Raw genomic sequence first — 21,552 nt, 5'->3', positions numbered from 1 at the left:
GATTTAAAATATAATTATGAATTCATCATATTATCAAAATCAAGTTATTAAAATCGAAAAAGATATTGCTGACTTACAGAAAAAAATTGCTGACGAAAACAAAAAGGAAAATGATCGAGTTAAACAAATTGACACTGTTAACAGATCAATAAATAAAAATACAACTCCTTCAACTTTGCAAAGTAAACAAAGGCAAATTCAAGGTTATCAAAATGATATTTATAACTTTAAAAAGAAAATTGCAGACTACCAAAAGCAAATTGCTAGTAAATCAGTTGAATTAGGCCGAAAAAAACAAGACTTAAGAAAAGCCGAAGAAAACGAGCAAAAAAAAAACCAAAAAGAACAACTAGATTTTCAGAAAAAACTCCAACAGGATATTCAAATTCAAAAAAGACAGTTAGAATTTTTAGTTAACCAAAATTATTCTTCCAAAATTGAGATTACAGAAAGTGTAGATAATAATAAGGAGTTCGACTTTTTTATTTCTCACGCCTCTGAAGATAAGGATGAAATAGTCCGAGATTTAGCTGATGGCTTAAAAGAAAATGGTTTTGAAGTTTGGTATGATGAATTTGAATTGAAAATTGGAGATAGTTTAAGAAAGAAAATTGATAATGGTCTTTCAAAATCTAGATTTGGGATAGTTATAATTTCTCCTTCATTTGTAAAGAAAAATTGGACAGAATACGAATTAAACGGAATGGTTGCAAGAGAAATGAACGGGCATAAAGTTATTCTACCTATTTGGCATAAAATTTCAAAAGACGAGGTTTTGAAATTTAGTCCAACATTAGCGGATAAAATGGCTCTAAATACTTCAATTCATACAATCCAAGATATTATAAACTCATTAAAAGAACTATAAAGTCAGCCACTAACACAAGCTACAAGCAATTTGGGGATTAGGCTTAATTTGAAATTGGTTTTGTATTTGGAAGATTTTGCAAATCCGAATAATGGATTTAATTTAGTCTTAAACCGTTAGCTATTATGCTTAAAAAAATAATAAAGTATTATGAACTTACGCTTATTTTTTCTGTTAATTATTCTTGAATCACTTTTTGTGGTTGTTGGAGGTTTTGGGCTTATTTTATTTTTCTTTCTTTATTTTGGTTCGGGTGCTGGAGCAAGTTCTGATAAAGCTATATTGACTGAGAATGTGGTGTTCATAATTCTACCTTTATTGCCATTGCTTTTTGGAATTTTTAAATACAAAACTTTAACAGAAAAATTAAAAGCCAAAAGTTATTTATACTCTGGTTTGCTAGTGACAATTGTTAGCGGAATATATTTTGGACTGGATATGTAAAAAAAGAAACTTAAATGAAAAACACGCAGCTAAGTAATTTAAAACTTGTATTATCAGGACTTTTGATTGTCAACGTACCTGTGTTAATTGTTATTTTTTCTTCAATTTATTTTCTATCAGAATTTACAAAGTTTAATTTCACAGAACTTGTAATAATTAGTTGCTCTATTGGATGGATTTTTTGGGAGTTTGCTTCTAGATATTGGATAAAATGGTCTCTCTCAAGGGCTGTAGAAAAAGAACGTTTACTAAAGATTGGAATATCTAGTCTTGTTCTTTGGAAAAGTGACATAAAGAAAATTGAAAAAATACATTCAAAACTTAAAGAGGAAACAAAATACGGCAGTTAACAGCTGTTTCGAGTTGTTTATCTTTAAGGTATATTTAATAAGGCAACCAAATACGGTTGCCTTTTTTTATGGAATAAACTTAGCTTGGCTTAACATCCAGTTGTAAATTTGATCTTCTCTGAAATAGCTTTCAACGCTGCCGTGATTTCCTCCTTTAACAACGGTAAAAGTAAGATTAGCATCGGGTTTGCAAGTCTGTATGGCTTTGACCATTTTTCTGGATTCCGATAATGGAACTATATAATCTTTGTTTCCGTGAATAACCCACAAAGGAACTGTTGCCAGGTTGCAGGCATCTTTTGTGTTTCCGCCTCCGCAAATAGCAACTGCTGCGGTGATTTTGTCGGGATATTTGCCCGCAAAATCAAAAGTTCCGTATCCGCCTAAACTCATTCCGCACACATAAACCCTCGATAAATCGGTGTTGTAATTGTTTTGGACATATTCCAAAAGCTTTAAGAGCTTGTCTGGATTCCAAGCACCGTGAGCTACTTGTGGCGCAATAACTATTGCTGGAATTTCTTTTCCTCTTTCGATCGCTCGAATTACGCCGTAACGTTTTACCCGGTCCAAATTGGTCCCGGAGAGGCTTTTTCCATGAAGAAATAAAATGATTGGCGCTTTTTTGTCCAACACTTCCTGACTGGGCAGATTGATCCAGAAAGGGTAGTCGGTTTGGTCTGTGATGGCTTTTAGCTGTGCTTGTGCAGTAGGAATGGCACAAAGCGTAAGTAGGTAAAGTAAAATGTAAAATCGCATGAATTGGGGTAATGTTTTGAAATGGGTCCGCAAAATACCTTTTATAATTAAAGGAGGCAACTTTTTTTAGCCTAATGTCATTAAGTTAAGGATTAAATGATAAAATGATAAAATGATTTCTGATTTTTGATTAACGATTTTTGATTTCAGATGTAACAAAACCTCGTGAAATCTAAAATCTTATTATTTAGTTTCATCAAATCCGGAATCAAAAATCGTTACCCGAGTCTGAAAGCCGAACAGGCGAAGCAAATCTTCCTGCTCCAGCATTTTATAATCGAATGCAGATTGCATGAACGCTAGAAAGTCTCTTGCCTTAAATCATTAATGATAAATCATTTATTTGGTTTTAAAAAGTGAAATAGTGTGAATAATACAAGTCTTAGTGTGAATTGTATAATATTTATGCAGTATTGTAGAACCACCTTTGTTGTATGAAATTATTTAATTCCTAAAACAAAATACAATGAAAGCTAAAATTTTACTATTCACTTTTGCAATACTGTGTGTTGCATTAATTACCGGCTGCGAAAATGATGATTTTAAAGAAGTCGTTGGCGTATGTCCGATAGTGGAATCAACAACCCCCCTGAGTAATGCACTAGATGTTCCATTAGGACAAATCATTACTGCAACATTCAACGAGGAAATGGATCCAAGTTCGATCACTTCAACATCATTTACGGTAGTTGGAGCTGCACCCATAGCGGGAACGGTTACTTATACAGGTAATACTGCCTCATTTACGCCAACACTTCCGCTAGCGGAGAACACCACTTATACAGCAAGGATTGCCACAAAAGCAAAAGACTTAATGGGTAATTTTTTGCAGGTTGAGCATGTATGGGCATTTTCAACAGGGACACTTTTGAGACCTATAGTGATTACAACAGATCCTATTAATAATGCGATTGCTGTGCCATTTAATAAAACAATTTCGGCAACATTCAATATGGCTATGGATCCATCGACATTAAACGCGACAACGTTTAAAGTAAATCAAGGAGTTAACGTTGTGGCGGGAGCAATAACCTATACAGGGACAACAGTATCTTTTGTTCCAACAAATCCTTTATTAGCCAATAAAATCTATACCGTAACGATAACCACTGGTGCTAAAAATTCACTGAATACTGCAATGGTCGCAGATTATGTATGGAATTTTACAACGGATATTATACCAACTGTAACCGCAACGGATCCTATTAATAATGCTATTGATGTTGCCTTGAATCAAACGGTAACCGCTAATTTTAGTACGATAATGGATGCCTCTACAATCAATGGGACGACATTTACTTTGAAACAGGGGACAACAACAATTCCAGGAACGGTTTCTTATTCAGGTACTACAGCTTCTTTTAACCCAACAAATTCTTTGGTAATAGGGAAAGTTTATACAGCAACAATTACGAATGGAGCCAAAAATGTAGTAGGAACTCCACTGGCTAGTGACTATGTTTGGAATTTTACGACTATACTGGCACCTCCTGCGGCAATAGTTGTGGATCTTGGTACTGCTGCTATGTTTGGAGCTTTTGGTGGAAATGCCGGAATGACAAACGAAGGATTAAACACAGTAATTAATAATGGAAGTATAGGGACAACTGCCGCTTCATCAATGGTTACAGGATTTCATGATGGGGTTGCCATTTATACCGAAACGGGTCTCAATGTTGGAAATGTTACAGGTGATATATTTACTGCACCTCCAGCTCCGGGAACAGCCACTTCATTTGCAATTGCACAAAAAGCATTGCTTGATGCAAATGCGGCGTATTTAAGTATTTCCCCAGCTTCAAAACCAGGTGGTTCAGACCCAAATGCGGGTGAGTTAGGTGGATTAACATTAGCTCCTGGTGTTTACAAATCGGCAAGCGGTACTTTTAAAATCAGCAACGGAAATCTGACGCTTGATGCACAAGGTGACCCAAATGCTACTTGGATTTTTCAAACGGCAGCAGGTCTGACAGTTGGAATCGCAGGTCCTACGGGAGCTAAAAGTGTAATAATGAAAAACGGCGGATTAGCTAATAATGTGTTTTGGTATGTAGGTAGTGCTGCAACTATTAACGGTGCAGGTGGCGGAACTATGGTTGGAACTATTATTGCTAACTCGGGTGTTACTTTTTCTACTTCCGGAAATGCAGCCCAAACAGTACTCAACGGAAGAGCAATATCCTTAGTTTCTTCTGTGACCATGGTAAATACAACCATTAATGTCCCATAAATAGCATAGCTAAATAGTGTATCCCGTTTTCGGACGGGATTTTTCTCAATAAAATAATAATATCTAAATAGACAAAAAATGAAAACTAAAATTAGTTTTAAAACGGAATCATATACAACGTGGATTTCAGAGAACTTTCTCTTAAACACCCTTTTCTTATTGACTTTGTTGTGCTTAAGTGCTCAAACAAAGCTACAGGCGCAAGAGGTTAATTACACAAAACCTACTTGGTACTTTGGTGTAGCAGCTGCAACCAATTATAGTTTTTACCGTGGTTCGACACATCAGCTTAATTCGAGTTTGACTCCTCCGGTTACTTTTCATAATGGAGAAGGAGCAGGGCTTTATTTGGCACCAGTTATTGAATATTATAAACCGAATACAATATTGGGATTTATGTTTCAGGCAGGATATGACAGCAGAAAAGGTTCCTTTGATCAGAAAACGACTTCTTGTAATTGCCCCGCAGATTTATCTACGGAATTAAGTTATATTACGGTAGAGCCAAGCATTCGTATTGCGCCTTTTAAATCTAATTTTTATATATATGGAGGTCCACGTTTGGCTTTCAATGTGGATAAATCATTTAAATATCAGTTAGGTATTAATCCGGCATATCCTAATCAAGAAGCATCACCTGAGGTAAGAGGTGATTTTGACAATGTTGACGAAACGCTTATTTCTATGCAAGTTGGAGCGGGGTTTGATATTCCGTTATCTTCACAAAAACATAAAACACAATTTCTTTTGTCTCCTTTTGTGAATTTTCAACCTTATTTTGGACAACATCCCCGCTCAACAGAGACTTGGAGTTTAAGCACACTTAGAGTTGGTATGGCCCTTAAATTTGGACAGGGAAGTAAAGCAGAAACTGCAGAAGTGGAAGCATCTCAAGTTCAGTTTTCGGTATATGCGCCTAAGAATATTCCGGGAGAACGTAACGTAAGAGAGGTATTCCCTTTACGTAACTATGTATTTTATGATCTTGAATCAAATAAAATACCAAGTCGTTACAAGTTATTACAAAAAGAGAATGTAAAAGACTTCAATGAAGATCAGATAGGAGGAGTTACGGCTTCTGTGAATCCATCGGGACGTTCTGTACGACAAATGACGGTTTATTATAATGTAATCAATATTCTTGGGAACCGAATGGTGAAAAATCCATCAACAACTATTACACTTGTTGGTTCTTCAGAAAAAGGATCGGAAGATGGTGTCGTGATGGCTGAATCTATAAAAACATATTTAGTTAATGTATTTGAAATAAAAGGGTCAAGAATAACTACTAGAGGACAGTTAAAACCCAATATTCCATCTGAACAACCTGGAGGAACAAAAGAATTGGAATTACTTCGCGAGGGCGATCGCAGAGTTTCCATCGAAAGTAATTCACCTGAATTATTGATGGAATTTCAAAGCGGTCCAGACGCTCCATTAAAACCATTAGAGTTTGTCACGGTTCAAGAAGCGCCTATAGACAGTTATGTTACCATTGATGCAACTGGCGCAGGACAAGCGTATTCGTCATGGTCTTTGGAAACTATTGATCCAGACGGACAGATGAAAACTTTTGGTCCTTATACTCAAGAAAAAGTAAGTATTCCTGGCAAAAGCATCATGGGAACTCGTGCTGAGGGGGATTATAAAGTAAAAATGATCGGGAAAACCAAAAGTGGCAAAATTGAAGAAAAAGTAACGACTACTCACATGGTGCTTTGGACACCGTCTAAAACAGAAGAAGGTCTTAGATATAGCATAATTTTTGAATTTAATAAATCAAAAGCAATTGCGATGTATGAGAAATATTTGAGAGAGGTTGTTACGCCTAAAATACCTAAAAACGGTGTTGTCATTATTCATGGTCACACGGACATCATTGGTGAAGAGTCTTATAATTTGAATTTATCTTTGGACAGAGCCAATGAAGTAAAAGGTATTATGGAAAACGCATTATCGAATTCAGGTAGAAGAGATGTTAAATTCGAAGTACATGGTTTTGGAGAAGACGAGAGTACGTCTCCTTTTGAAAATAAACTTCCGGAAGAACGTTTTTATAACCGTACGGTGATAATTGATATTATTCCTGCTGCAAAATAAAAAAATAAATTTGGTTGGTGATACTCTTTAAGAGTTTAAAAAGACAGGGATTTAAGTTCCTGTCTTTTTTTGTTTAAAATGCTCGGTTCGGCCCGAAAAACAGCCGTGACAGCAAAATTTTTATTCCTCCTTCTCTAAATTCCCAACTTCATTAATCTGGTCAAGGATATTTGTTTGATTTGGGGAAATGTAATTTTTTACTTCGCCGGCATTTTCTTTCTTGAAAAGAAGGTCCAGCGCATTATACAGTCTTAATAAAACCTCTCGATCGGATGCCTCAATTTCTAAAGCGGTATTAAAATTAAAAACATAATTATTCGAATTGCGAACTTCTACTTTTATCGTTTTTGACGTGATTTTAAATTTGACTATATCCATATTGTTCCATTGCTCTTTTTAGGTATTTGATGTTTTCTTATCAAGTTCCGTTTTCTATTATTTTGTTTGCCGAAAATACTATTTTTGATTTGATGAAAGCACAAATCATCGGAGAATTGTATTAAGGATGTTGAAATTCTTTTCCTGCATTCAATGAATGGTGCCCAAAAAGTAGTATTGTTTAGATCGAAGAGCTCTGCCAGATTAGAAAATTAATGACATTAGTGAAAAACTCGATTTTATTTATATCTTTTTAGTTTAATTTTCACATCTCAATTTATGAAATTCCTCACTCTAGATCCTTCATATGAGCGATTTAGAGTCTATATTTATGAAATACAATTGCAATAAAAAACCCTTAAACAATTGATGTTTAAGGGTTTGTTTTCTGTAGCGAAGACGGGAGTTGAACCCGTGACCTCAGGGTTATGAATCCTGCGCTCTAACCAACTGAGCTACCTCGCCATATTTGGGATATATCCTATCCCTGAATGCGGGTGCAAATATAAAACAATAATTAGAGTTTGCAAGCGAAAAACAACAAAAAAAAATTTTTTTTGAAAACGCTTTTTTTTTGAAGTAATAATCTATATATTTCCAAATTATTAGACAAAACTAGATAAAATTCATGGACTTAAAAGTGCGTTACGAAATCGAATTCCCCATAAATTCTTCTCCTCAATTGTTGTACCAATACATTTCGACCCCTTCGGGCTTGTCCGAATGGTTTGCTGATAATGTAAATTCTCGCGGTGAGTTTTTTACTTTTATCTGGAATGATTCCCAAGAGAAAGCAAGGTTGGCTTCCAAAAAATCAGGAGAGAAAGTGAAATTTAAATGGGTTGACGACAACAATAAGGATACAGAATATTTTTTTGAGTTGAATATCTTGGTTGATGAATTAACTAAAGATGTGTCTTTAATGGTGGTTGACTTTGCTCGAAAAGATGAGATTGAAGAGGCAACTCAGTTGTGGGAAAATCAAATTTCAGACCTAAAACATGTTATAGGTTCAGTGTAGTAGAATTGTATATTATAACTTATATTTGTCACGCTTTATAGCGTGACTTTTTTTTGAAAAATAGTATGATAAATTTTAATGGTGCAATAGTGTCTGAGGATACAAATATATTAGTACAGAATAGAGGGTTTTTATATGGTGATGCAGTTTTTGAGACTGTGAAAATTGTAAATGGAAAAATTCTGTTTTTAGAAGATCATTACTTCAGGTTGATGTCTTCGATGCGTGTGGTCCGAATGGAAATTCCAATGAATTTCACGATGGAATACCTAGAAGAGCAAATCCTTGCTTTGGTTAAAAATAACAATATAGCATCTTCTTCCAGAGCGAGAATTACTGTTTATAGAAATAATGGAGGGTATTATTTACCGCAAAACAATACTGTTTCTTTTTTGATACAAGCTAGTACGCTTGAAAACAAGACATATTTTCTAAGTGAAGGTGAATATGAAGTAGATCTATACAAGGATTTTTACGTCACTAAGCAATTATTATCCTCAATTAAAACGACAAACCGTTTAATAAACGTGACTGGAAGTATTTACGCTAATGAAAATGGGCTGGATAATTGTATTCTATTAAATGACACAAAAAATGTTGTTGAGGTGCTACAGGGCAATATTTTTATGCTAAAAGGGAATAAGTTAATCACTCCCCCAGTTTCCGAAGGTTGTTTGAATGGAGTTATGAGAAAACAAATTTTGGAATTGGCTAAAAAAATAAATGGGATTGAAGTTGTTGAGGAAATTATTTCGCCGTTTGATCTTCAAAAAGCGGATGAGTTGTTTGTGACAAATGTTATTAAAGGTGTGCAGCCAATTACAAAATATAGAAAAAAAGAATTTTCTATCGAAGTTTCTAAAACTTTAGTTGCAAAACTGAATGAATATTTAAGCTTAGTTTAGGTAAGGATTTTCGGGAGCGTTGGACCAAATTAGATATTCACCTCCCAATTCTATGATTTGTTCTTTCCAGAAATGAGCAGTTGATTTTCCGATTATTTTATTCTCGTAATTATTTCTGGTAATAATCCAAGAATTGGCTTCCATTTCTTTTTCAAGTTGGTGTTCTTCCCATCCGGTGTATCCCAAAAAGAAGCGTATGTTTTCTTTTTTTATTTTCCCTTTATTGATGAGGTCTTTAGTCGATTCAAAATCACCACCCCAATAGATTCCACTTGATATCTCTATACTGTTGGGTATTAAGTCAGGGATGTTGTGAATGAAATAAAGATTATCCTGTTCAACTGGTCCACCGTTGTAAATCTTGAAATTGGCATTTATTTCGGGAATCAAATCATTGATGGTATATTTCAAAGGTTTGTTCATAATAAATCCTACTGAGCCATCTTCATTATGATCTGCCAAGAGGATTACTGATCGATTAAATGATAAGTCTCCAATTATTGATGGTTCGGCAATAAGTAAATATCCTTTATTTAATTTTTCTGAAATCATAAGGCTATATTTTTAATTAAATTTAAGAAAAATTAAATTCATTAACCAAATTTTTTCGATTTTAATCGTTTAAAAGCAAAAAAAAACCTTCCAATCGGAAGGTTTAATTATATAAGATAAACTATGATTAGTTTACTGCTCCCTCTAAATCAGCTCCAGCTTTGAATTTCACAACATTTTTTGCTGCGATTTGAATAGTTTTACCAGTTTGAGGATTTCTTCCGTCTCTTGCAGCTCTTGAAGATACTGACCATGATCCGAATCCAACTAAAGATACTTTACCACCTTTTTTCAAAGTTCCGCCCACATTTCCTAAAAATGATTCCAATGCCAATTTTGCAGCTGCTTTTGTAATTCCTGCGTCAGCAGCGATAGCGTCGATTAATTCTGATTTGTTCATAATAATTTGATGTTAATTGTTGGTTAAAATAATTGTTAATTAGAACAAAATTAACAGGAAATACGGTCTTTGCAAGTGTTTTATACATTTTTAGTGTATTTTGTTAATAACTTACAATCTTTGTTCATAAAGTAAGCTAAAATTCTGAAAAAAATAGCACTTAACTCCTGTTTTTATTAGCATTAATAGGCTCTTGCACTTTCTGAAAAAGTGATACCATTTAATAATTCTGTAGCGGTCATTTTCTTTTTTCCCGGAAATTGAAGGGATATTATTTGAATATAGCCTTCTTTTACAGCAACTTTCATCTCTTTTTTGGTGCAAATTAAACTGCCAATAGTATGGTTGTGTTCTTCTATAATGGTTTTGGCTTCATAGATTTTTACATTCCATTCTTCGCCTTTGTCGCCAAAAAAACACCAAGCGGCTGGGTATGGACTTAAGCCTCGAATCAAATTGTAAATTTCTGTAATCGATTTTGACCAATCAATTTTGCAATTTTCTTTATTTAGTTTGTATGCCGTTTTGATATCTGAAGAATCACTCTGAGTTGTAGTTGTTGCATTTCCACTTTCAATTACTTTCAAAGTGTCTATTACAGTATCACATCCTAAATGCATTAACCTATCGTGTAATTGTCCGGCATTTTCGGTGTCGTGGATTGCTGTTTCTGCGCTTAAAATCATCTCTCCGGTGTCGATTTTGTCATCGATGAAAAAAGTAGTAACCCCGGTTTTGGTTTCCCCATTGATAATTGCCCAGTTAATTGGTGCTGCTCCTCTATAATTAGGAAGCAAGGAAGCGTGTAGGTTGAATGTTCCTAGTGATGGCATTTCCCATACTGCTTTTGGCAACATTCTAAAAGCAACTACGATTTGTAGATTAGCGTTTAGCGATCTTAATTCTTCAAGAAAGTTCTCATCTTTTAAGTTTGTAGGCTGCAATAAGTTTAAATTATTTTCCAGTGCATATTCCTTTACCGCCGAGTATTTTAGTTTTTGCCCTCTTCCTGCAGGTTTGTCAGCGGCCGTGATTACACCAACCACTTCATAATTGTTTTTAAGTATGGTATCAAGAATGCCAACGGCAAATTCAGGAGTTCCCATAAATATAATTCTTAATTTTTCCATTAGGCTTTTAAAGTGTATTTATTATTTTTTTGAATTATTAAAAAATCGTCTTCCAGTAATTGTTGTAATACAAAGATAACATCGTCTGAAGTATTTTTTGTCTTCTCTTGAATTTCTCTTGAATTTAAATCTTCACTTTGTAATAAAGTCATAATTTTTTTTGAAAGAGCATTGTAATCTTTTTTAGGTTTGGTCAGTGTTATACAGTAGGAACAAATACCACAATTGGAAGTAGCTTTTTCTCCAAAATAGTCCAAAATCAGTTTGCTCTTGCAAACATTCCTTTTCTTTACATAATTCAGTACCGATTGCAGTTGTTCTTTTTTTAGTTCGTTTTGTCTTGCTAAATATTTAGAAACTTTATTGATTGTTCTTTCGTCTTCCCGAATTTCATTGAAAATTAAAGTTGCATCATTGTTTTTCGAATGATACGCTATAATTTCTTTATCTTTTAGTTTGTGCAATACTGCTAGTACTTCGGCTTCGGAATGATGGGATTTCTTGGCAATCATTGGTAAATTGAAAGAGGTCTGCATTTCATAGACTCCAGGATAAGTTCGTAGAATAGTCAAAATGATTTCTTCGTCATTGGGATTTAAACTGGTATAACGAATGACTTCTTTGGATGGAATTAAAAATTGCAATGTGATTTTTTCCGAAAATTCCTGAGACAAAGTCAGAACGCCCTGTCCGTCCAAAAAGCGCATTGCATTGAATGTTTTTTGTGTTGGGAATCCGTATTTTAAACAAAAATGATGCAAATTAAAAGAGAATTCCTCGTTTATCCCTTCTCCATAGGCTATGCGGAAATAATTGCAGAGTTTCACATACATGGTGTTCAAAAAAGCTTTGTCGGGCAAAACGTTTATGAATTGATTTTCGGTTTGGATAATATCCGTTGGACTGGTCAATAAAACGGCATATGCTTTTTCGCCGTTTCTTCCGGCACGTCCTGCTTCCTGATAGTAATTCTCAATATTTTCCGGTAACTGAATATGAATAACGGTTTTAACGTTAGGCTTATCAATTCCCATTCCAAAAGCATTTGTGGCAACAATAACCTGCGCTTTTTCTTCCATCCAAAGTTGCATGTTTTTGTCTTTTTCTCTAGAGGTAAGGCCTCCATGGTAATAGGTGGCTTTAAATCCTAATGTTTGTAATTGAGCCGAAATGTCCAAACACGCTTTTCGGTTTCGAACATATATTATGGAAGGCTGAGGATTTTTTTTAAGAATTTGTTGTATTCGAAAAAGTTTGTCTTCCACTTCAAAAACCATGTAGGCAATATTCTTTCTGGCAAAAGATTTCTCGAACTGTTGAGGATTGTGCATTCCCAGTTCAGTAATGATATCCTCTTTTACTCTGGGAGTCGCAGTAGCGGTCAAAGCCAAAAATGGAACTTTTGGAAAATAGGTTTTCAATGCCGAAATCTTCAAATAGGCAGGGCGAAAATCGTGTCCCCATTGCGAAACACAATGTGCTTCGTCAATTGTTATCAAGTTTATGGGAAGATTTTTTATACGTTCCAAAATCCAATCCGATTGCAAACGCTCCGGAGATACGTACAGAAATTTATAATTTCCAAACTGGCAATTGTCCAGCAAGTCAATCATTTCTTCAGACCGTATGCCTCCTGTCAAAGCAATGGCCTTTATACCACGGTTTTGTAAATTGGCAACTTGATCTTTCATCAAAGCAACCAGCGGAGAAATAACCAAGCAGATTCCTTCATTCATCATACCTGGTACCTGAAAGCAAATCGATTTTCCGCCACCCGTTGGCATTAAAGCAAAAGTATCTTCACCACTCAAAACAGAATCAATAATTTCTTTTTGTAGCGATCTAAAGGTAGTATGTTGCCAATATTTTTGAAGAATTGCTAATGCTTCTGGCATTATTTTTAGTTTAGATTTTTAATAATTTACAATCTTGATTTTCAATAAATTGCTAAATTTTATCTAATATAAAAAGAATTCTGTTATCTACACTATCTTTTGGCACTTCAATTAGATTATATCCATAATCTGTGTAAGTTTTAGTAAGGTGTTTGTAGATGGTTTTTGCTTGCTCGAAGTTTTCATAGCGCTCACTGTCGCTTTCGTAAATTTCTTCCCAAGGCGGAAGCATGAAAATTTTGGTATACATATTTTCACGGCAAGCATTATCAAAATGCTCAGGATAATCATCACCAATGTAGTCTAGGTAAGCTACAACATCAGGAATTCCACGGTCAATAAATACCCATTTGTGAGGTTCATTTTGAGCATTGTTAAATTGCTTTATTCGGCCATCAAGCAACATTTGGCTAAACAATAAAGGATCCTCAAGAAACAGTTGTTCAATACCTCTTTTTTGGGCTTCAAGTGTAACTTCACGAGAAATTTCAGGATAACAGCAATAACCTTTCGTTTCCAGACTTTTAATAATAGAACTTTTCCCAGTACCAGGACCACCAATGATAACAATAATTTCTTTCTGCACTTTCTGTAATTAAGCGGCAAAAATACTCAAACTTATTGGAAATTAAAAAGTTTATTGATTGCTAATTATAGAAGAAAGTAAAGAAGCGAAAGATGTGGCTTTTTTAGGAAAAATGGTTCCTGCTGTCCGCTATATTTCATCCCCTTGAAAAACCGTGATGAGATGCCGTTTCCATCAGGGCTAAAGGAGCTGCATAGTGTGTTTTTGTAAACATAATTTTGATTGAAATTTATCTCAAAATAAAGGAAAAATATTAGAATGGCACTTCTTATTTTGAAAATCTTAAAACGATACTTATAATTCCTAAATCTAAAATCTAAAATCTAAAATCTAAAACGTATATTTGCCTTTATTTTTAATTTAAGAATGGACAACGATAAAGAAAAAGAGACTGCAGAGTTTTATGAAAGACTGAAGGCTGAGTTAGATCTAAGTAATTCTTGGCCTGCAGAATATTTGTTTAAATTTATAGTTCCCACAACCGAGGAAAATATCCTGAAAGTAGAAGATGCATTCAATTGCATGGGGGCAGTAATCAAAACAACAAAATCCAGAACAGGGAAATTTACCAGTATTTCGGTGGATTTGATGGTTAAGGATTCGCAAGAAATAATTGACAAGTACCAAGAATTATCCACAATAGAAGGTATAGTTTCCTTATAATTATGATCGAAAAATATAAAAAAGAAAACGCGAACGATGTTGTTTTCAATTTGGAATACAATTCCGAAAGAGAGCATTTAATCATTCCGGAATATGGTCGTCATTTGCAAAAATTGATCGAACAGGCTACTATTATTAAAGATGATGCAGAGCGAAACAAAGCAGCAAAATATATCATTCAGGTAATGGGAAGTTTGAATCCTCACTTGAGAGACGTACCCGATTTTCAGCACAAACTTTGGGATCAGCTTTTTATAATGTCTGATTTTAAGTTAGTAGCCGATTCACCTTATCCAATTCCGTCAAGGGAAGTGTTGCAACTCAAACCCGATGTTTTAAAATACCCTCAAAACTACCCAAAATACAGGTATTATGGTAATAACATCAAATACATGATTGATGTTGCCAACAAATGGGAAGAAGGAGAAATGAAAAGCGCATTGGTCAAAGTAATTGCCAATCATATGAAAAAGTCCTATTTAAGTTGGAATAAAGATACCGTAAAAGATGACGTGATTTTTGAGCATCTTTATGAATTATCAGACGGGAAACTTAATTTGCTGCAAAGTTCAGAGGAATTATTAAACACTACCGATTTACTAAGAACCAATAAAAGGGTTTCTAATAAAATTGGTCCAGCTGGACAACCAAAAATTCAAAGCAACAAGAATAATAAAACGGGGAAACCAAAACCGTTTCAGAAAAATAAATAAAAAAAAGTTACTAAGAGACTAAGAAACTAAGCTGAAAAGTTTAAAAGACTTAGAATCTCAGTTTCTCAGAATCTTAGAATCTAAAAATAAATACATGGAAGTTTTCAAAATAGAAGGAGGAGTTCATCTAAAAGGGGAAGTAATACCGCAAGGAGCGAAAAACGAAGCATTGCAAATTTTGTGTGCTGTACTTTTAACGCCGGAAAAAATAACAATCAACAATATTCCAGATATTATCGATATTAACAAATTGATAAAACTTTTAGGGAATTTGGGAGTTAAAGTTGAGAAACTAGGACATGGTTCTTATACTTTTCAATCCGATGAGGTAAATGTTGAATATCTAGAAACTGAGGCTTTCAAGAAAGAAGGAGGATCTCTTCGTGGTTCTATTATGATTGTTGGACCACTTTTGGCACGTTTTGGAAAAGGTTATATCCCGAAACCAGGTGGTGACAAAATTGGACGCCGTAGATTGGATACTCACTTTGAAGGATTCATCAATTTAGGTGCCAAGTTCAGATACAACAGAGAAGATCATTTTTATGGAGTGGAAGCTCCAGACGGACTTGTCGGTGCCGATATGTTATTGGATGAAGCATCTGTAACAGGAACTGCCAATATTGTTATGGCTGCTGTTTTGGCCAAAGGAAAAACAACTGTCTATAATGCTGCCTGTGAGCCTTATTTGCAACAACTTTGCAAAATGTTGAACTCTATGGGAGCTAAGATTACCGGAGTAGGATCGAATTTGTTGACTATCGAAGGAGTTGAAAAACTGGGCGGCTGTACTCACAGAATTTTACCGGATATGATTGAAATAGGTTCTTGGATTGGTCTTGCGGCTATGACAAGAAGCGAAATTACAATCAAAGATGTAAGCTGGGAGAATCTAGGAGTGATTCCAAATGTATTCAGAAAATTAGGAATTACATTGGAAAAACGCGGAGATGATATTTATATCCCGGAACACAAAGATGGTTACGAAGTAAAAACTGATATTGACGGTTCCATCCTTACCATTGCCGATGCACCTTGGCCAGGATTTACACCCGATTTGTTGAGTATTGTATTGGTAGTGGCTACACAAGCCAAAGGTGATGTTTTGATTCACCAAAAAATGTTTGAAAGCCGTTTGTTTTTTGTCGACAAATTGATTGATATGGGAGCCAAAATCATGCTGTGTGACCCACATAGAGCGGTAGTAATAGGTCATGATTTTAAATCTGTTCTAAAAGCAACAACAATGTCCTCTCCTGATATTCGTGCGGGAATCTCATTATTGATTGCGGCATTATCTGCCAAAGGGACCAGCACAATCCAAAATATTGAGCAAATTGATAGAGGATATGAGCGCATAGATGAGCGTTTAAGAGCCATAGGAGCAAAAATAGTCCGAGAAAAACAATAAGAAAATAACAATTTTAAAAACGCTTAAATAAATTTAATTTTCACTCGAAAATAATTTCTTTAAGCGTTTTTTAGCACAAAAAAGTGAAATATGTCTAATGAGGAGAAGGCCATAAAGGCGACCTATTTTAGTATAATCGGGAACACTTCCCTCGCTCTTATAAAAGGGTTGGCTGGCTTTTTCGGGAATTCATATGCCTTAGTTGCTGATGCGATAGAATCTACAACAGATATTTTTGCTTCTCTTTTGGTCTTATTTGGGATAAAATATTCCAATAGACCGGCAGATGACAATCATCCCTATGGGCACGGTAGAGCCGAGCCATTGATTACCTTTTTGGTAGTTGGTTTTTTGATTACATCGGCTACTATTATAGGCTATGAGAGTATTATAAATATTCAAACTCCCCACGAATTGCCAAAATCTTGGACTCTTTATGTACTTGGCGCCATCATTCTTTGGAAAGAGTATTCGTTTCGATTGGTGATGAAAAGAAGTAAAGAAACCAATAGTTCTTCTCTCAAAGCCGATGCTTGGCATCACAGAAGCGATGCTTTAACTTCGGTTGCCGCATTTATTGGAATTTCGATTGCATTGTTTATGGGAAAAGGATATGAAGCAGCCGATGATTGGGCTGCCTTGTTTGCCTCGGTTTTCATTTTGTATAATAGTTACCTGATTTTTAGACCAGCACTTGGTGAAATCATGGATGAACATTTGTATGATGATTTGGTTGAGGAAATCAGAGAAGTTTCTCATCAAGTGGATGGAATTATCGATACCGAAAAGTGTTTTATCAGAAAAGCGGGAATGAAGTATCATGTTGATCTTCATGCTAGAGTAAAAGGTTCAATTACGGTAAAAGAAGGACACGATTTGTCACATTTATTGAAAGACACACTGCGGGAAAAGATACCGGAATTGGGTCATGTCTTGATTCATATTGAGCCAGATTAGAAAATGATTGTAAAAAAGTAAAACCAATACGATTTAAAAAGTATTGGTTTTTTTTATTGCTGTAGTTTGGACTAATTTTATTGGTTTGCATTTTCTCGCGTGAGGGATTAAAGTGGAGCTCTTTTTTTGAATTGCACCGCCTTTAAAGGCGGTGCAATTCAAAAAAAAGCGGGAACGTAAAGCCCGACCCGTAGTTTTACGAAGGGTAACGCCCATATGAACTAAGCGATTTTAATCTAATTCAAAAATTTAATTCCAACAATTACACCGTCTTTTTGAAATCCATTTTGATAGGAACGAACATAATCCAATCTGAACATTTTGAATTTTCCAAAACCGAGGTTGTCCAAACCTACGCTGTATTCGGCATAAGGGTTTCTATTTGGTATCGACAGCAAATGATAGCCTAAAACCAAGTTTGATTTTAGTAGATTCAACAACGGAATTTTATTCATGATATAGCCTTTGTCGTTGTGTTCTGTGTGCAGTTCAAAATAACTATCATTGGTGCTGTTGGTGTAATAAGGCATCAAATTAAATACATTCAAATAACTTTCGGAGAACCCAATATAGGTTTGATTTCCATTGAAATGTTTGTAGTCCACAAATGAAATTTGATCGGCGTTAAAGAATTTGCCTCCTTTGGCATTCAACGATAAAATTCCTTTGTTTCCTAGTTTTGCATCATATTCAATCTTGGCTTTTAGATGGTCAAATTCATAATTTTTTTCGCTCCCGGCGAATCCTTTTTCATAACCTAATGTAAGTATCGGATAATTGCCGTTTGAAAAATTATATTTTCCGTCTGGACGTGTGATGTAATTTTGATCAAAATTAATTCTGGCTTCCAATTTGGCTTTTATCAAATTGTATTTCTCGAATGCAGGAGTTGTATAGTCTTTCGGTGCCCAAGGATTATTGGAAGTGTAATTTTTTTCTTTTGGGAAAAAGGTTTGGTCTGTGGTATTTGATAATGGTTTGTTTTCAAGATAATCGACCTTAGCTTTCATGAAAATCCCATTAGTTACTTCTCGTTGATATAAAAATGAGATAAAATTATTTTCATAAATCTTCATGAAGTTTTCTTCAAAAAACAAAGTAGTAACTGAGTTTAATAGTTCTTTTATAGGCTTTTCTTCATTGAACTGGGCTACACGATTTCCGCCTGAAATTTGAATTTCACTTTTGTTCGTATTATTGAATTTATGGATAAAGTTTCCCGTTGACCTAAATTTGTCTTCGGAGAAACCATAATCAAAATCAGCTCCAAATCGAGTGTATTTCCCGTTTTCACGATCGTTTTTTGTGTAGAACAATCCAGTAGCAATTTTCCATCCTTGAACCGTGTTGAAATTAATACCTGTTAGTATTCCTGCATAGTTTGCAGACCATTTTTGAAAGGAATTTTTATAAGTATAGCCAGTAATTGGATCTAAAAGGTGGAATTTATTATTCTTTTTGTCAATAGAATCGAGGTATACCTGTGATTTCTTTTTGGTCTGCAAAATATCTTTCTTGGTGTAATCGGTACTTTCTTCAATAGTTAAAGGGATTGGACGAATAGTATTCCAATACTCATCTCCTTTCTTGTTTGCATTTTCTTCAAAAGTCAGTACTTCTTTTGTGAAGGTTTTTTTTGTGAATGTTGGATCAAATTCAAAATTAGAAAAGACATAAGTAAATTTTCCCGAAACGTTAATACTTAATATTCCAAAGATGAAATCGATGGTTTGAGTATTTTTTACCCAAATTTTGGATTCTGAATTGTAACTGAAGTTCTGTTTTAAAGTCAATAAGTTCAATGCGGGATTTTGCATTTGTTCACCTTTAATGTTAACATCAACTGCATATATTGCCCAACTGTCATCTACAATATAAATGTAGCCTTCCATGACGGGTTCGGATTCTCTTTTTGGAGTGACTTTTATTTTATTGATTTGTTGGTTGTTTTCGTTGTAAAAAGAACCTTCCAATTTGTATTTATAATAGTTAAAAGCATTGTCTGCAATTGGGGAAACAACATTTACATCAAATGGCAAATAATTATCATAAAAATCAAAATTGGCCGATGCAGCATTGTTAAAACTGAAACCACTATCGTTGCCACTTACTTTGGATGCAATGATGGTCTCTTTCATTTTGTCCGGTTTCTGAAAAGTGATTTTAGAAACGGTTTCCGATAAATAGAGTATACCGCTGCGAGTAGAATCCAGAACTTCATCAAACATGTCTAATTTCTTTCCTAGAATCTTTTTCGGCGCATCTTTAATTCGGAAAATACCTCTAGAATAAAAATCGGCCTTGTATTTAGCTGTTTTTTCAATGTTTACTTTTTTATTGGCAATGGCATTTTTTATTATTTGATTCGCAGGATTGTCTTTAGGATTGATGACAACTTCGTTTAAAGTAAAACTTTCCTCGGTTAATTTTACATCCAAATTATAAGGAAAAGAGGTGATGTCTAAAGCTAGTTTTTGAGTTTTGAATCCTAAAAATTGAAATACAATTGTGTGTTTTCCTGGCTTTTTTGTGCTTAATTCATAAGATCCTTGCTCGTTGGAAGTGGTTCCATTATAGGTGTTGTCTTCATAAATGGTAACTGATGGCAAAGGATTTCCTTTTTCATCGGTTATTTTGCCTTTAATTTGGGCAAAACTAAAAAGGCCATTAACTAAAAAAAAGAACAAAAAAGCATTTTTCATAAATTGTATTTTTAATGTTGGACGCTTTTTTGTAAGATTGTTACATGTAAATAGAGGGGCTTTATTGTAAAGATTTGTTAAAAAAACATTATAAAAATGACTGAATTGCCAAATCATAACTTTTTAAACCAAAACCAAGAATTACACCTTTTGCATTTCCTGAAATATAGGATTGATGTCTGAAACTTTCACGAGAATAAGTATTTGAAATATGGACTTCGATTACTGGAGTTGTTACAGCTTTGATAGCATCACCAATTCCTATGGAAGTATGTGTATAAGCTCCAGCATTAAGTATGATACCATCATAATTAAAGCCTAATTCCTGTATTTTACCAATTAATTCTCCTTCGATATTGCTTTGGTAGTAGATCAATTCTATTTGGGGAAACTTATTTTTTAAAAGTTCGAAATAATCTTCGAAAGTTTGGGTTCCATAAACTTCAGGTTCTCTTTTTCCTAGTAAATTTAAATTTGGACCATTAAGGATGGCTATTTTCATGAATTTTGTTTTTGTAAAAATAAATAATCCCTATAGATTAAAGATGCACTTTTTATCAAAAAAACATTGTTTTTTAAAATTAAACGGATTACAGTATTTTTGTTAAGAAAAAGTCTCTTTTTTAATTATCTTGGGTCATTTGTTCTTTTTGTTTTGCTGTAAAGTGCTCTTGTTTAATTTCTTGTGTTTTTTATGAATTTCAATTAACAAGATTTTTTGATTTTTCCTTAACATTAAATTAGGATTTATTTTATAATTATTGGTTGGTATTTCGTACATTTACTTTCGTATTAACAAACAAAACAAAAAAAATGAAAAAAATTATCTTATTATTAGTGGCAGTTTTTGCTTTTAGTTTTGCAAATGCTCAAGAATCGGGAATGACTAAGGCTACTTTTTCAAAAGGAGATATGTGGCTTGAAGGCGGAATTACTTTGACAACTGGAGACAGTAGTGACGATTATTTTGCGTTAACACCTAAATTTGGTTATTTTTTGGATGAAAAATGGGCTGTAGGTGCTGATTTTAATATCTCATCAGTGTCTTATTTGCCTAACAGTAATAATCTTGACAAATCAAATTCATATGGAATTGGAGTATTTGCAAGATATTATTTCTTGAATCTAGGGAATTTCAAGGCATTTGGAGAAGCCGGATTAGGTTACAACCATACAAAATTAGAGTACATGAATGGTACTACTAATATGAATAATGGGATTAAAGCCAATATTGATTTGGGAATAAATTATTTTTTCACTCCAAAATGGGCTGCAACATTTACATTAGCTGAAATTTTAAGCTATAATAATGCAAACCCTCAAAATGGTTCAAGTACTAGTGACTTAGTGATTAATGTGAATTTATTCAACAATGTCTTTGCTCAGCCCAAATTTGGACTGTTATACAAATGGTAGTTTGAGTATTCCAATTTATCAAAGCCTCTCAGTTCGGGAGGTTTTTTTATATTATTTTTTTTATCTAGTAAT

At 34.2% G+C, this 21,552-nt stretch carries 21 protein-coding genes and 1 tRNA gene; 12 read left to right on the top strand and 10 right to left on the bottom strand.

Annotated features, from left to right (window positions below; translation table 11 throughout):
• The first annotated feature begins 16 nt into the window (after positions 1-16).
• The 3 genes from DOS84_RS13730 (at position 17) to DOS84_RS13720 (ending at position 1,662) form a co-directional block, all read left to right on the top strand.
• A complete protein-coding gene (locus DOS84_RS13730) occupies positions 17-868 on the top strand; it encodes a TIR domain-containing protein (protein WP_111410690.1) in 852 nt (283 codons plus the stop codon).
• Positions 869-1,018: 150 nt separating this feature from the next.
• Positions 1,019-1,312 carry a hypothetical protein gene (locus tag DOS84_RS13725; RefSeq protein WP_111410689.1) on the top strand — a complete coding sequence of 98 codons (294 nt, stop codon included), beginning with the start codon at positions 1,019-1,021 and terminating at the stop codon, positions 1,310-1,312.
• 14 nt (positions 1,313-1,326) lie between these two features.
• On the top strand, positions 1,327-1,662 hold the full coding sequence (locus DOS84_RS13720; protein ID WP_111410688.1) for a hypothetical protein: 336 nt from the start codon (positions 1,327-1,329) through the stop codon (positions 1,660-1,662).
• A gap of 66 nt (positions 1,663-1,728) precedes the next feature.
• On the opposite strand, the gene DOS84_RS13715 is transcribed toward DOS84_RS13720, so the two are convergent.
• A complete protein-coding gene (locus tag DOS84_RS13715) occupies positions 1,729-2,421 on the bottom strand; it encodes a carboxylesterase family protein (protein WP_111410687.1) in 693 nt (230 codons plus the stop codon).
• A gap of 466 nt (positions 2,422-2,887) precedes the next feature.
• Here DOS84_RS13715 and DOS84_RS13710 point away from each other — a divergent pair, with 466 nt between their 5' ends.
• Together DOS84_RS13710 and DOS84_RS13705 are read left to right on the top strand one after the other, a co-directional pair.
• Positions 2,888-4,651, top strand: coding sequence for an Ig-like domain-containing protein (locus DOS84_RS13710; protein ID WP_111410686.1), 1,764 nt, complete (start codon positions 2,888-2,890; stop codon positions 4,649-4,651).
• A 78-nt stretch (positions 4,652-4,729) separates the two neighbouring features.
• Positions 4,730-6,751, top strand: coding sequence for an OmpA family protein (locus DOS84_RS13705; protein ID WP_111410685.1), 2,022 nt, complete (start codon positions 4,730-4,732; stop codon positions 6,749-6,751).
• 120 nt (positions 6,752-6,871) lie between these two features.
• Here DOS84_RS13705 and DOS84_RS13700 read toward each other — a convergent pair whose 3' ends face one another.
• Positions 6,872-7,129, bottom strand: a complete 258-nt coding sequence (locus DOS84_RS13700; protein ID WP_111410684.1) for a hypothetical protein — start codon at positions 7,127-7,129, stop codon at positions 6,872-6,874.
• A 391-nt stretch (positions 7,130-7,520) separates the two neighbouring features.
• Positions 7,521-7,594: transfer RNA gene (locus tag DOS84_RS13695), tRNA-Met, on the bottom strand.
• 163 nt (positions 7,595-7,757) lie between these two features.
• Between DOS84_RS13695 and DOS84_RS13690 the strand changes: the two genes are divergently transcribed.
• Together DOS84_RS13690 and DOS84_RS13685 are read left to right on the top strand one after the other, a co-directional pair.
• Positions 7,758-8,150 (top strand): START-like domain-containing protein, encoded by a 393-nt coding sequence (locus DOS84_RS13690; protein ID WP_111410683.1) that lies wholly within the window; start codon positions 7,758-7,760, stop codon positions 8,148-8,150.
• Between the two features lie 65 nt (positions 8,151-8,215).
• The gene (locus tag DOS84_RS13685) at positions 8,216-9,055 is read left to right on the top strand and encodes an aminotransferase class IV (RefSeq protein ID WP_111410682.1); all 840 of its coding nucleotides are present in this window, start codon (positions 8,216-8,218) and stop codon (positions 9,053-9,055) included.
• Here the strand turns inward: DOS84_RS13685 and DOS84_RS13680 are convergent.
• From DOS84_RS13680 to DOS84_RS13660, 5 genes are all read right to left on the bottom strand, one after another.
• Complete coding sequence (locus DOS84_RS13680) at positions 9,047-9,607, bottom strand: YqgE/AlgH family protein (RefSeq protein ID WP_111410681.1); 561 nt, start codon at positions 9,605-9,607, stop codon at positions 9,047-9,049. The genes DOS84_RS13685 and DOS84_RS13680 overlap by 9 nt on opposite strands.
• A 127-nt stretch (positions 9,608-9,734) precedes the next feature.
• Complete coding sequence (locus DOS84_RS13675) at positions 9,735-10,007, bottom strand: HU family DNA-binding protein (RefSeq protein ID WP_077375548.1); 273 nt, start codon at positions 10,005-10,007, stop codon at positions 9,735-9,737.
• A 182-nt stretch (positions 10,008-10,189) separates the two neighbouring features.
• Positions 10,190-11,137 carry a methionyl-tRNA formyltransferase gene (gene fmt / locus DOS84_RS13670; RefSeq protein ID WP_111410680.1) on the bottom strand — a complete coding sequence of 316 codons (948 nt, stop codon included), beginning with the start codon at positions 11,135-11,137 and terminating at the stop codon, positions 10,190-10,192.
• Positions 11,137-13,032: a RecQ family ATP-dependent DNA helicase gene (locus DOS84_RS13665; protein ID WP_111410679.1), complete on the bottom strand. Its 1,896-nt coding sequence runs from the start codon at positions 13,030-13,032 to the stop codon at positions 11,137-11,139. Before DOS84_RS13665 ends, fmt begins: the two co-directional genes overlap by 1 nt.
• A gap of 52 nt (positions 13,033-13,084) precedes the next feature.
• A complete protein-coding gene (locus DOS84_RS13660) occupies positions 13,085-13,618 on the bottom strand; it encodes an AAA family ATPase (protein WP_077375556.1) in 534 nt (177 codons plus the stop codon).
• Between the two features lie 366 nt (positions 13,619-13,984).
• Between DOS84_RS13660 and DOS84_RS13655 the strand changes: the two genes are divergently transcribed.
• From DOS84_RS13655 to DOS84_RS13640, 4 genes are all read left to right on the top strand, one after another.
• A complete protein-coding gene (locus tag DOS84_RS13655; RefSeq protein ID WP_111410678.1) occupies positions 13,985-14,281 on the top strand; it encodes a DUF493 family protein in 297 nt (98 codons plus the stop codon).
• A 2-nt stretch (positions 14,282-14,283) separates the two neighbouring features.
• On the top strand, positions 14,284-14,994 hold the full coding sequence (locus DOS84_RS13650) for a DUF4290 domain-containing protein (protein WP_111410677.1): 711 nt from the start codon (positions 14,284-14,286) through the stop codon (positions 14,992-14,994).
• Between the two features lie 94 nt (positions 14,995-15,088).
• Positions 15,089-16,405, top strand: coding sequence for a UDP-N-acetylglucosamine 1-carboxyvinyltransferase (gene murA / locus DOS84_RS13645; RefSeq protein ID WP_111410676.1), 1,317 nt, complete (start codon positions 15,089-15,091; stop codon positions 16,403-16,405).
• A gap of 90 nt (positions 16,406-16,495) precedes the next feature.
• Positions 16,496-17,362: a cation diffusion facilitator family transporter gene (locus tag DOS84_RS13640; RefSeq protein ID WP_111410675.1), complete on the top strand. Its 867-nt coding sequence runs from the start codon at positions 16,496-16,498 to the stop codon at positions 17,360-17,362.
• Between the two features lie 236 nt (positions 17,363-17,598).
• Here DOS84_RS13640 and DOS84_RS13630 read toward each other — a convergent pair whose 3' ends face one another.
• Together DOS84_RS13630 and aroQ are read right to left on the bottom strand one after the other, a co-directional pair.
• Positions 17,599-20,064, bottom strand: a complete 2,466-nt coding sequence (locus DOS84_RS13630) for a DUF5686 and carboxypeptidase regulatory-like domain-containing protein (RefSeq protein ID WP_111410764.1) — start codon at positions 20,062-20,064, stop codon at positions 17,599-17,601.
• Between the two features lie 88 nt (positions 20,065-20,152).
• On the bottom strand, positions 20,153-20,566 hold the full coding sequence (gene aroQ, locus DOS84_RS13625) for a type II 3-dehydroquinate dehydratase (protein ID WP_111410673.1): 414 nt from the start codon (positions 20,564-20,566) through the stop codon (positions 20,153-20,155).
• A gap of 311 nt (positions 20,567-20,877) precedes the next feature.
• Here aroQ and DOS84_RS13620 point away from each other — a divergent pair, with 311 nt between their 5' ends.
• Positions 20,878-21,480 (top strand): outer membrane beta-barrel protein, encoded by a 603-nt coding sequence (locus DOS84_RS13620; protein WP_111410672.1) that lies wholly within the window; start codon positions 20,878-20,880, stop codon positions 21,478-21,480.
• The last annotated feature ends 72 nt before the right edge of the window (positions 21,481-21,552 follow it).

Source organism: Flavobacterium aquariorum (assembly GCF_003254745.1).
Classification (GTDB): Bacteria; Bacteroidota; Bacteroidia; order Flavobacteriales; family Flavobacteriaceae; genus Flavobacterium; species Flavobacterium aquariorum.
This window is presented reverse-complemented; position numbering and strand designations above follow the sequence as displayed.

Bases quoted from the DNA above. Each gene is read 5' to 3' on its own strand.
- DOS84_RS13690 (WP_111410683.1), top strand. From the start codon at position 7,758: ATGGACTTAAAAGTGCGTTACGAAATCGAATTCCCCATAAATTCTTCT.
- DOS84_RS13620 (WP_111410672.1), top strand. From the start codon at position 20,878: ATGAAAAAAATTATCTTATTATTAGTGGCAGTTTTTGCTTTTAGTTTT.
- DOS84_RS13715 (WP_111410687.1), bottom strand. From the start codon at position 2,421: ATGCGATTTTACATTTTACTTTACCTACTTACGCTTTGTGCCATTCCT.
- DOS84_RS13725 (WP_111410689.1), top strand. From the start codon at position 1,019: ATGAACTTACGCTTATTTTTTCTGTTAATTATTCTTGAATCACTTTTT.
- murA (WP_111410676.1), top strand. From the start codon at position 15,089: ATGGAAGTTTTCAAAATAGAAGGAGGAGTTCATCTAAAAGGGGAAGTA.
- DOS84_RS13650 (WP_111410677.1), top strand. From the start codon at position 14,284: ATGATCGAAAAATATAAAAAAGAAAACGCGAACGATGTTGTTTTCAAT.
- DOS84_RS13685 (WP_111410682.1), top strand. From the start codon at position 8,216: ATGATAAATTTTAATGGTGCAATAGTGTCTGAGGATACAAATATATTA.
- DOS84_RS13730 (WP_111410690.1), top strand. From the start codon at position 17: ATGAATTCATCATATTATCAAAATCAAGTTATTAAAATCGAAAAAGAT.
- DOS84_RS13665 (WP_111410679.1), bottom strand. From the start codon at position 13,032: ATGCCAGAAGCATTAGCAATTCTTCAAAAATATTGGCAACATACTACC.
- DOS84_RS13680 (WP_111410681.1), bottom strand. From the start codon at position 9,607: ATGATTTCAGAAAAATTAAATAAAGGATATTTACTTATTGCCGAACCA.
- aroQ (WP_111410673.1), bottom strand. From the start codon at position 20,566: ATGAAAATAGCCATCCTTAATGGTCCAAATTTAAATTTACTAGGAAAA.
- fmt (WP_111410680.1), bottom strand. From the start codon at position 11,137: ATGGAAAAATTAAGAATTATATTTATGGGAACTCCTGAATTTGCCGTT.
- DOS84_RS13675 (WP_077375548.1), bottom strand. From the start codon at position 10,007: ATGAACAAATCAGAATTAATCGACGCTATCGCTGCTGACGCAGGAATT.
- DOS84_RS13705 (WP_111410685.1), top strand. From the start codon at position 4,730: ATGAAAACTAAAATTAGTTTTAAAACGGAATCATATACAACGTGGATT.
- DOS84_RS13640 (WP_111410675.1), top strand. From the start codon at position 16,496: ATGTCTAATGAGGAGAAGGCCATAAAGGCGACCTATTTTAGTATAATC.
- DOS84_RS13655 (WP_111410678.1), top strand. From the start codon at position 13,985: ATGGACAACGATAAAGAAAAAGAGACTGCAGAGTTTTATGAAAGACTG.
- DOS84_RS13720 (WP_111410688.1), top strand. From the start codon at position 1,327: ATGAAAAACACGCAGCTAAGTAATTTAAAACTTGTATTATCAGGACTT.
- DOS84_RS13700 (WP_111410684.1), bottom strand. From the start codon at position 7,129: ATGGATATAGTCAAATTTAAAATCACGTCAAAAACGATAAAAGTAGAA.
- DOS84_RS13710 (WP_111410686.1), top strand. From the start codon at position 2,888: ATGAAAGCTAAAATTTTACTATTCACTTTTGCAATACTGTGTGTTGCA.
- DOS84_RS13630 (WP_111410764.1), bottom strand. From the start codon at position 20,064: ATGAAAAATGCTTTTTTGTTCTTTTTTTTAGTTAATGGCCTTTTTAGT.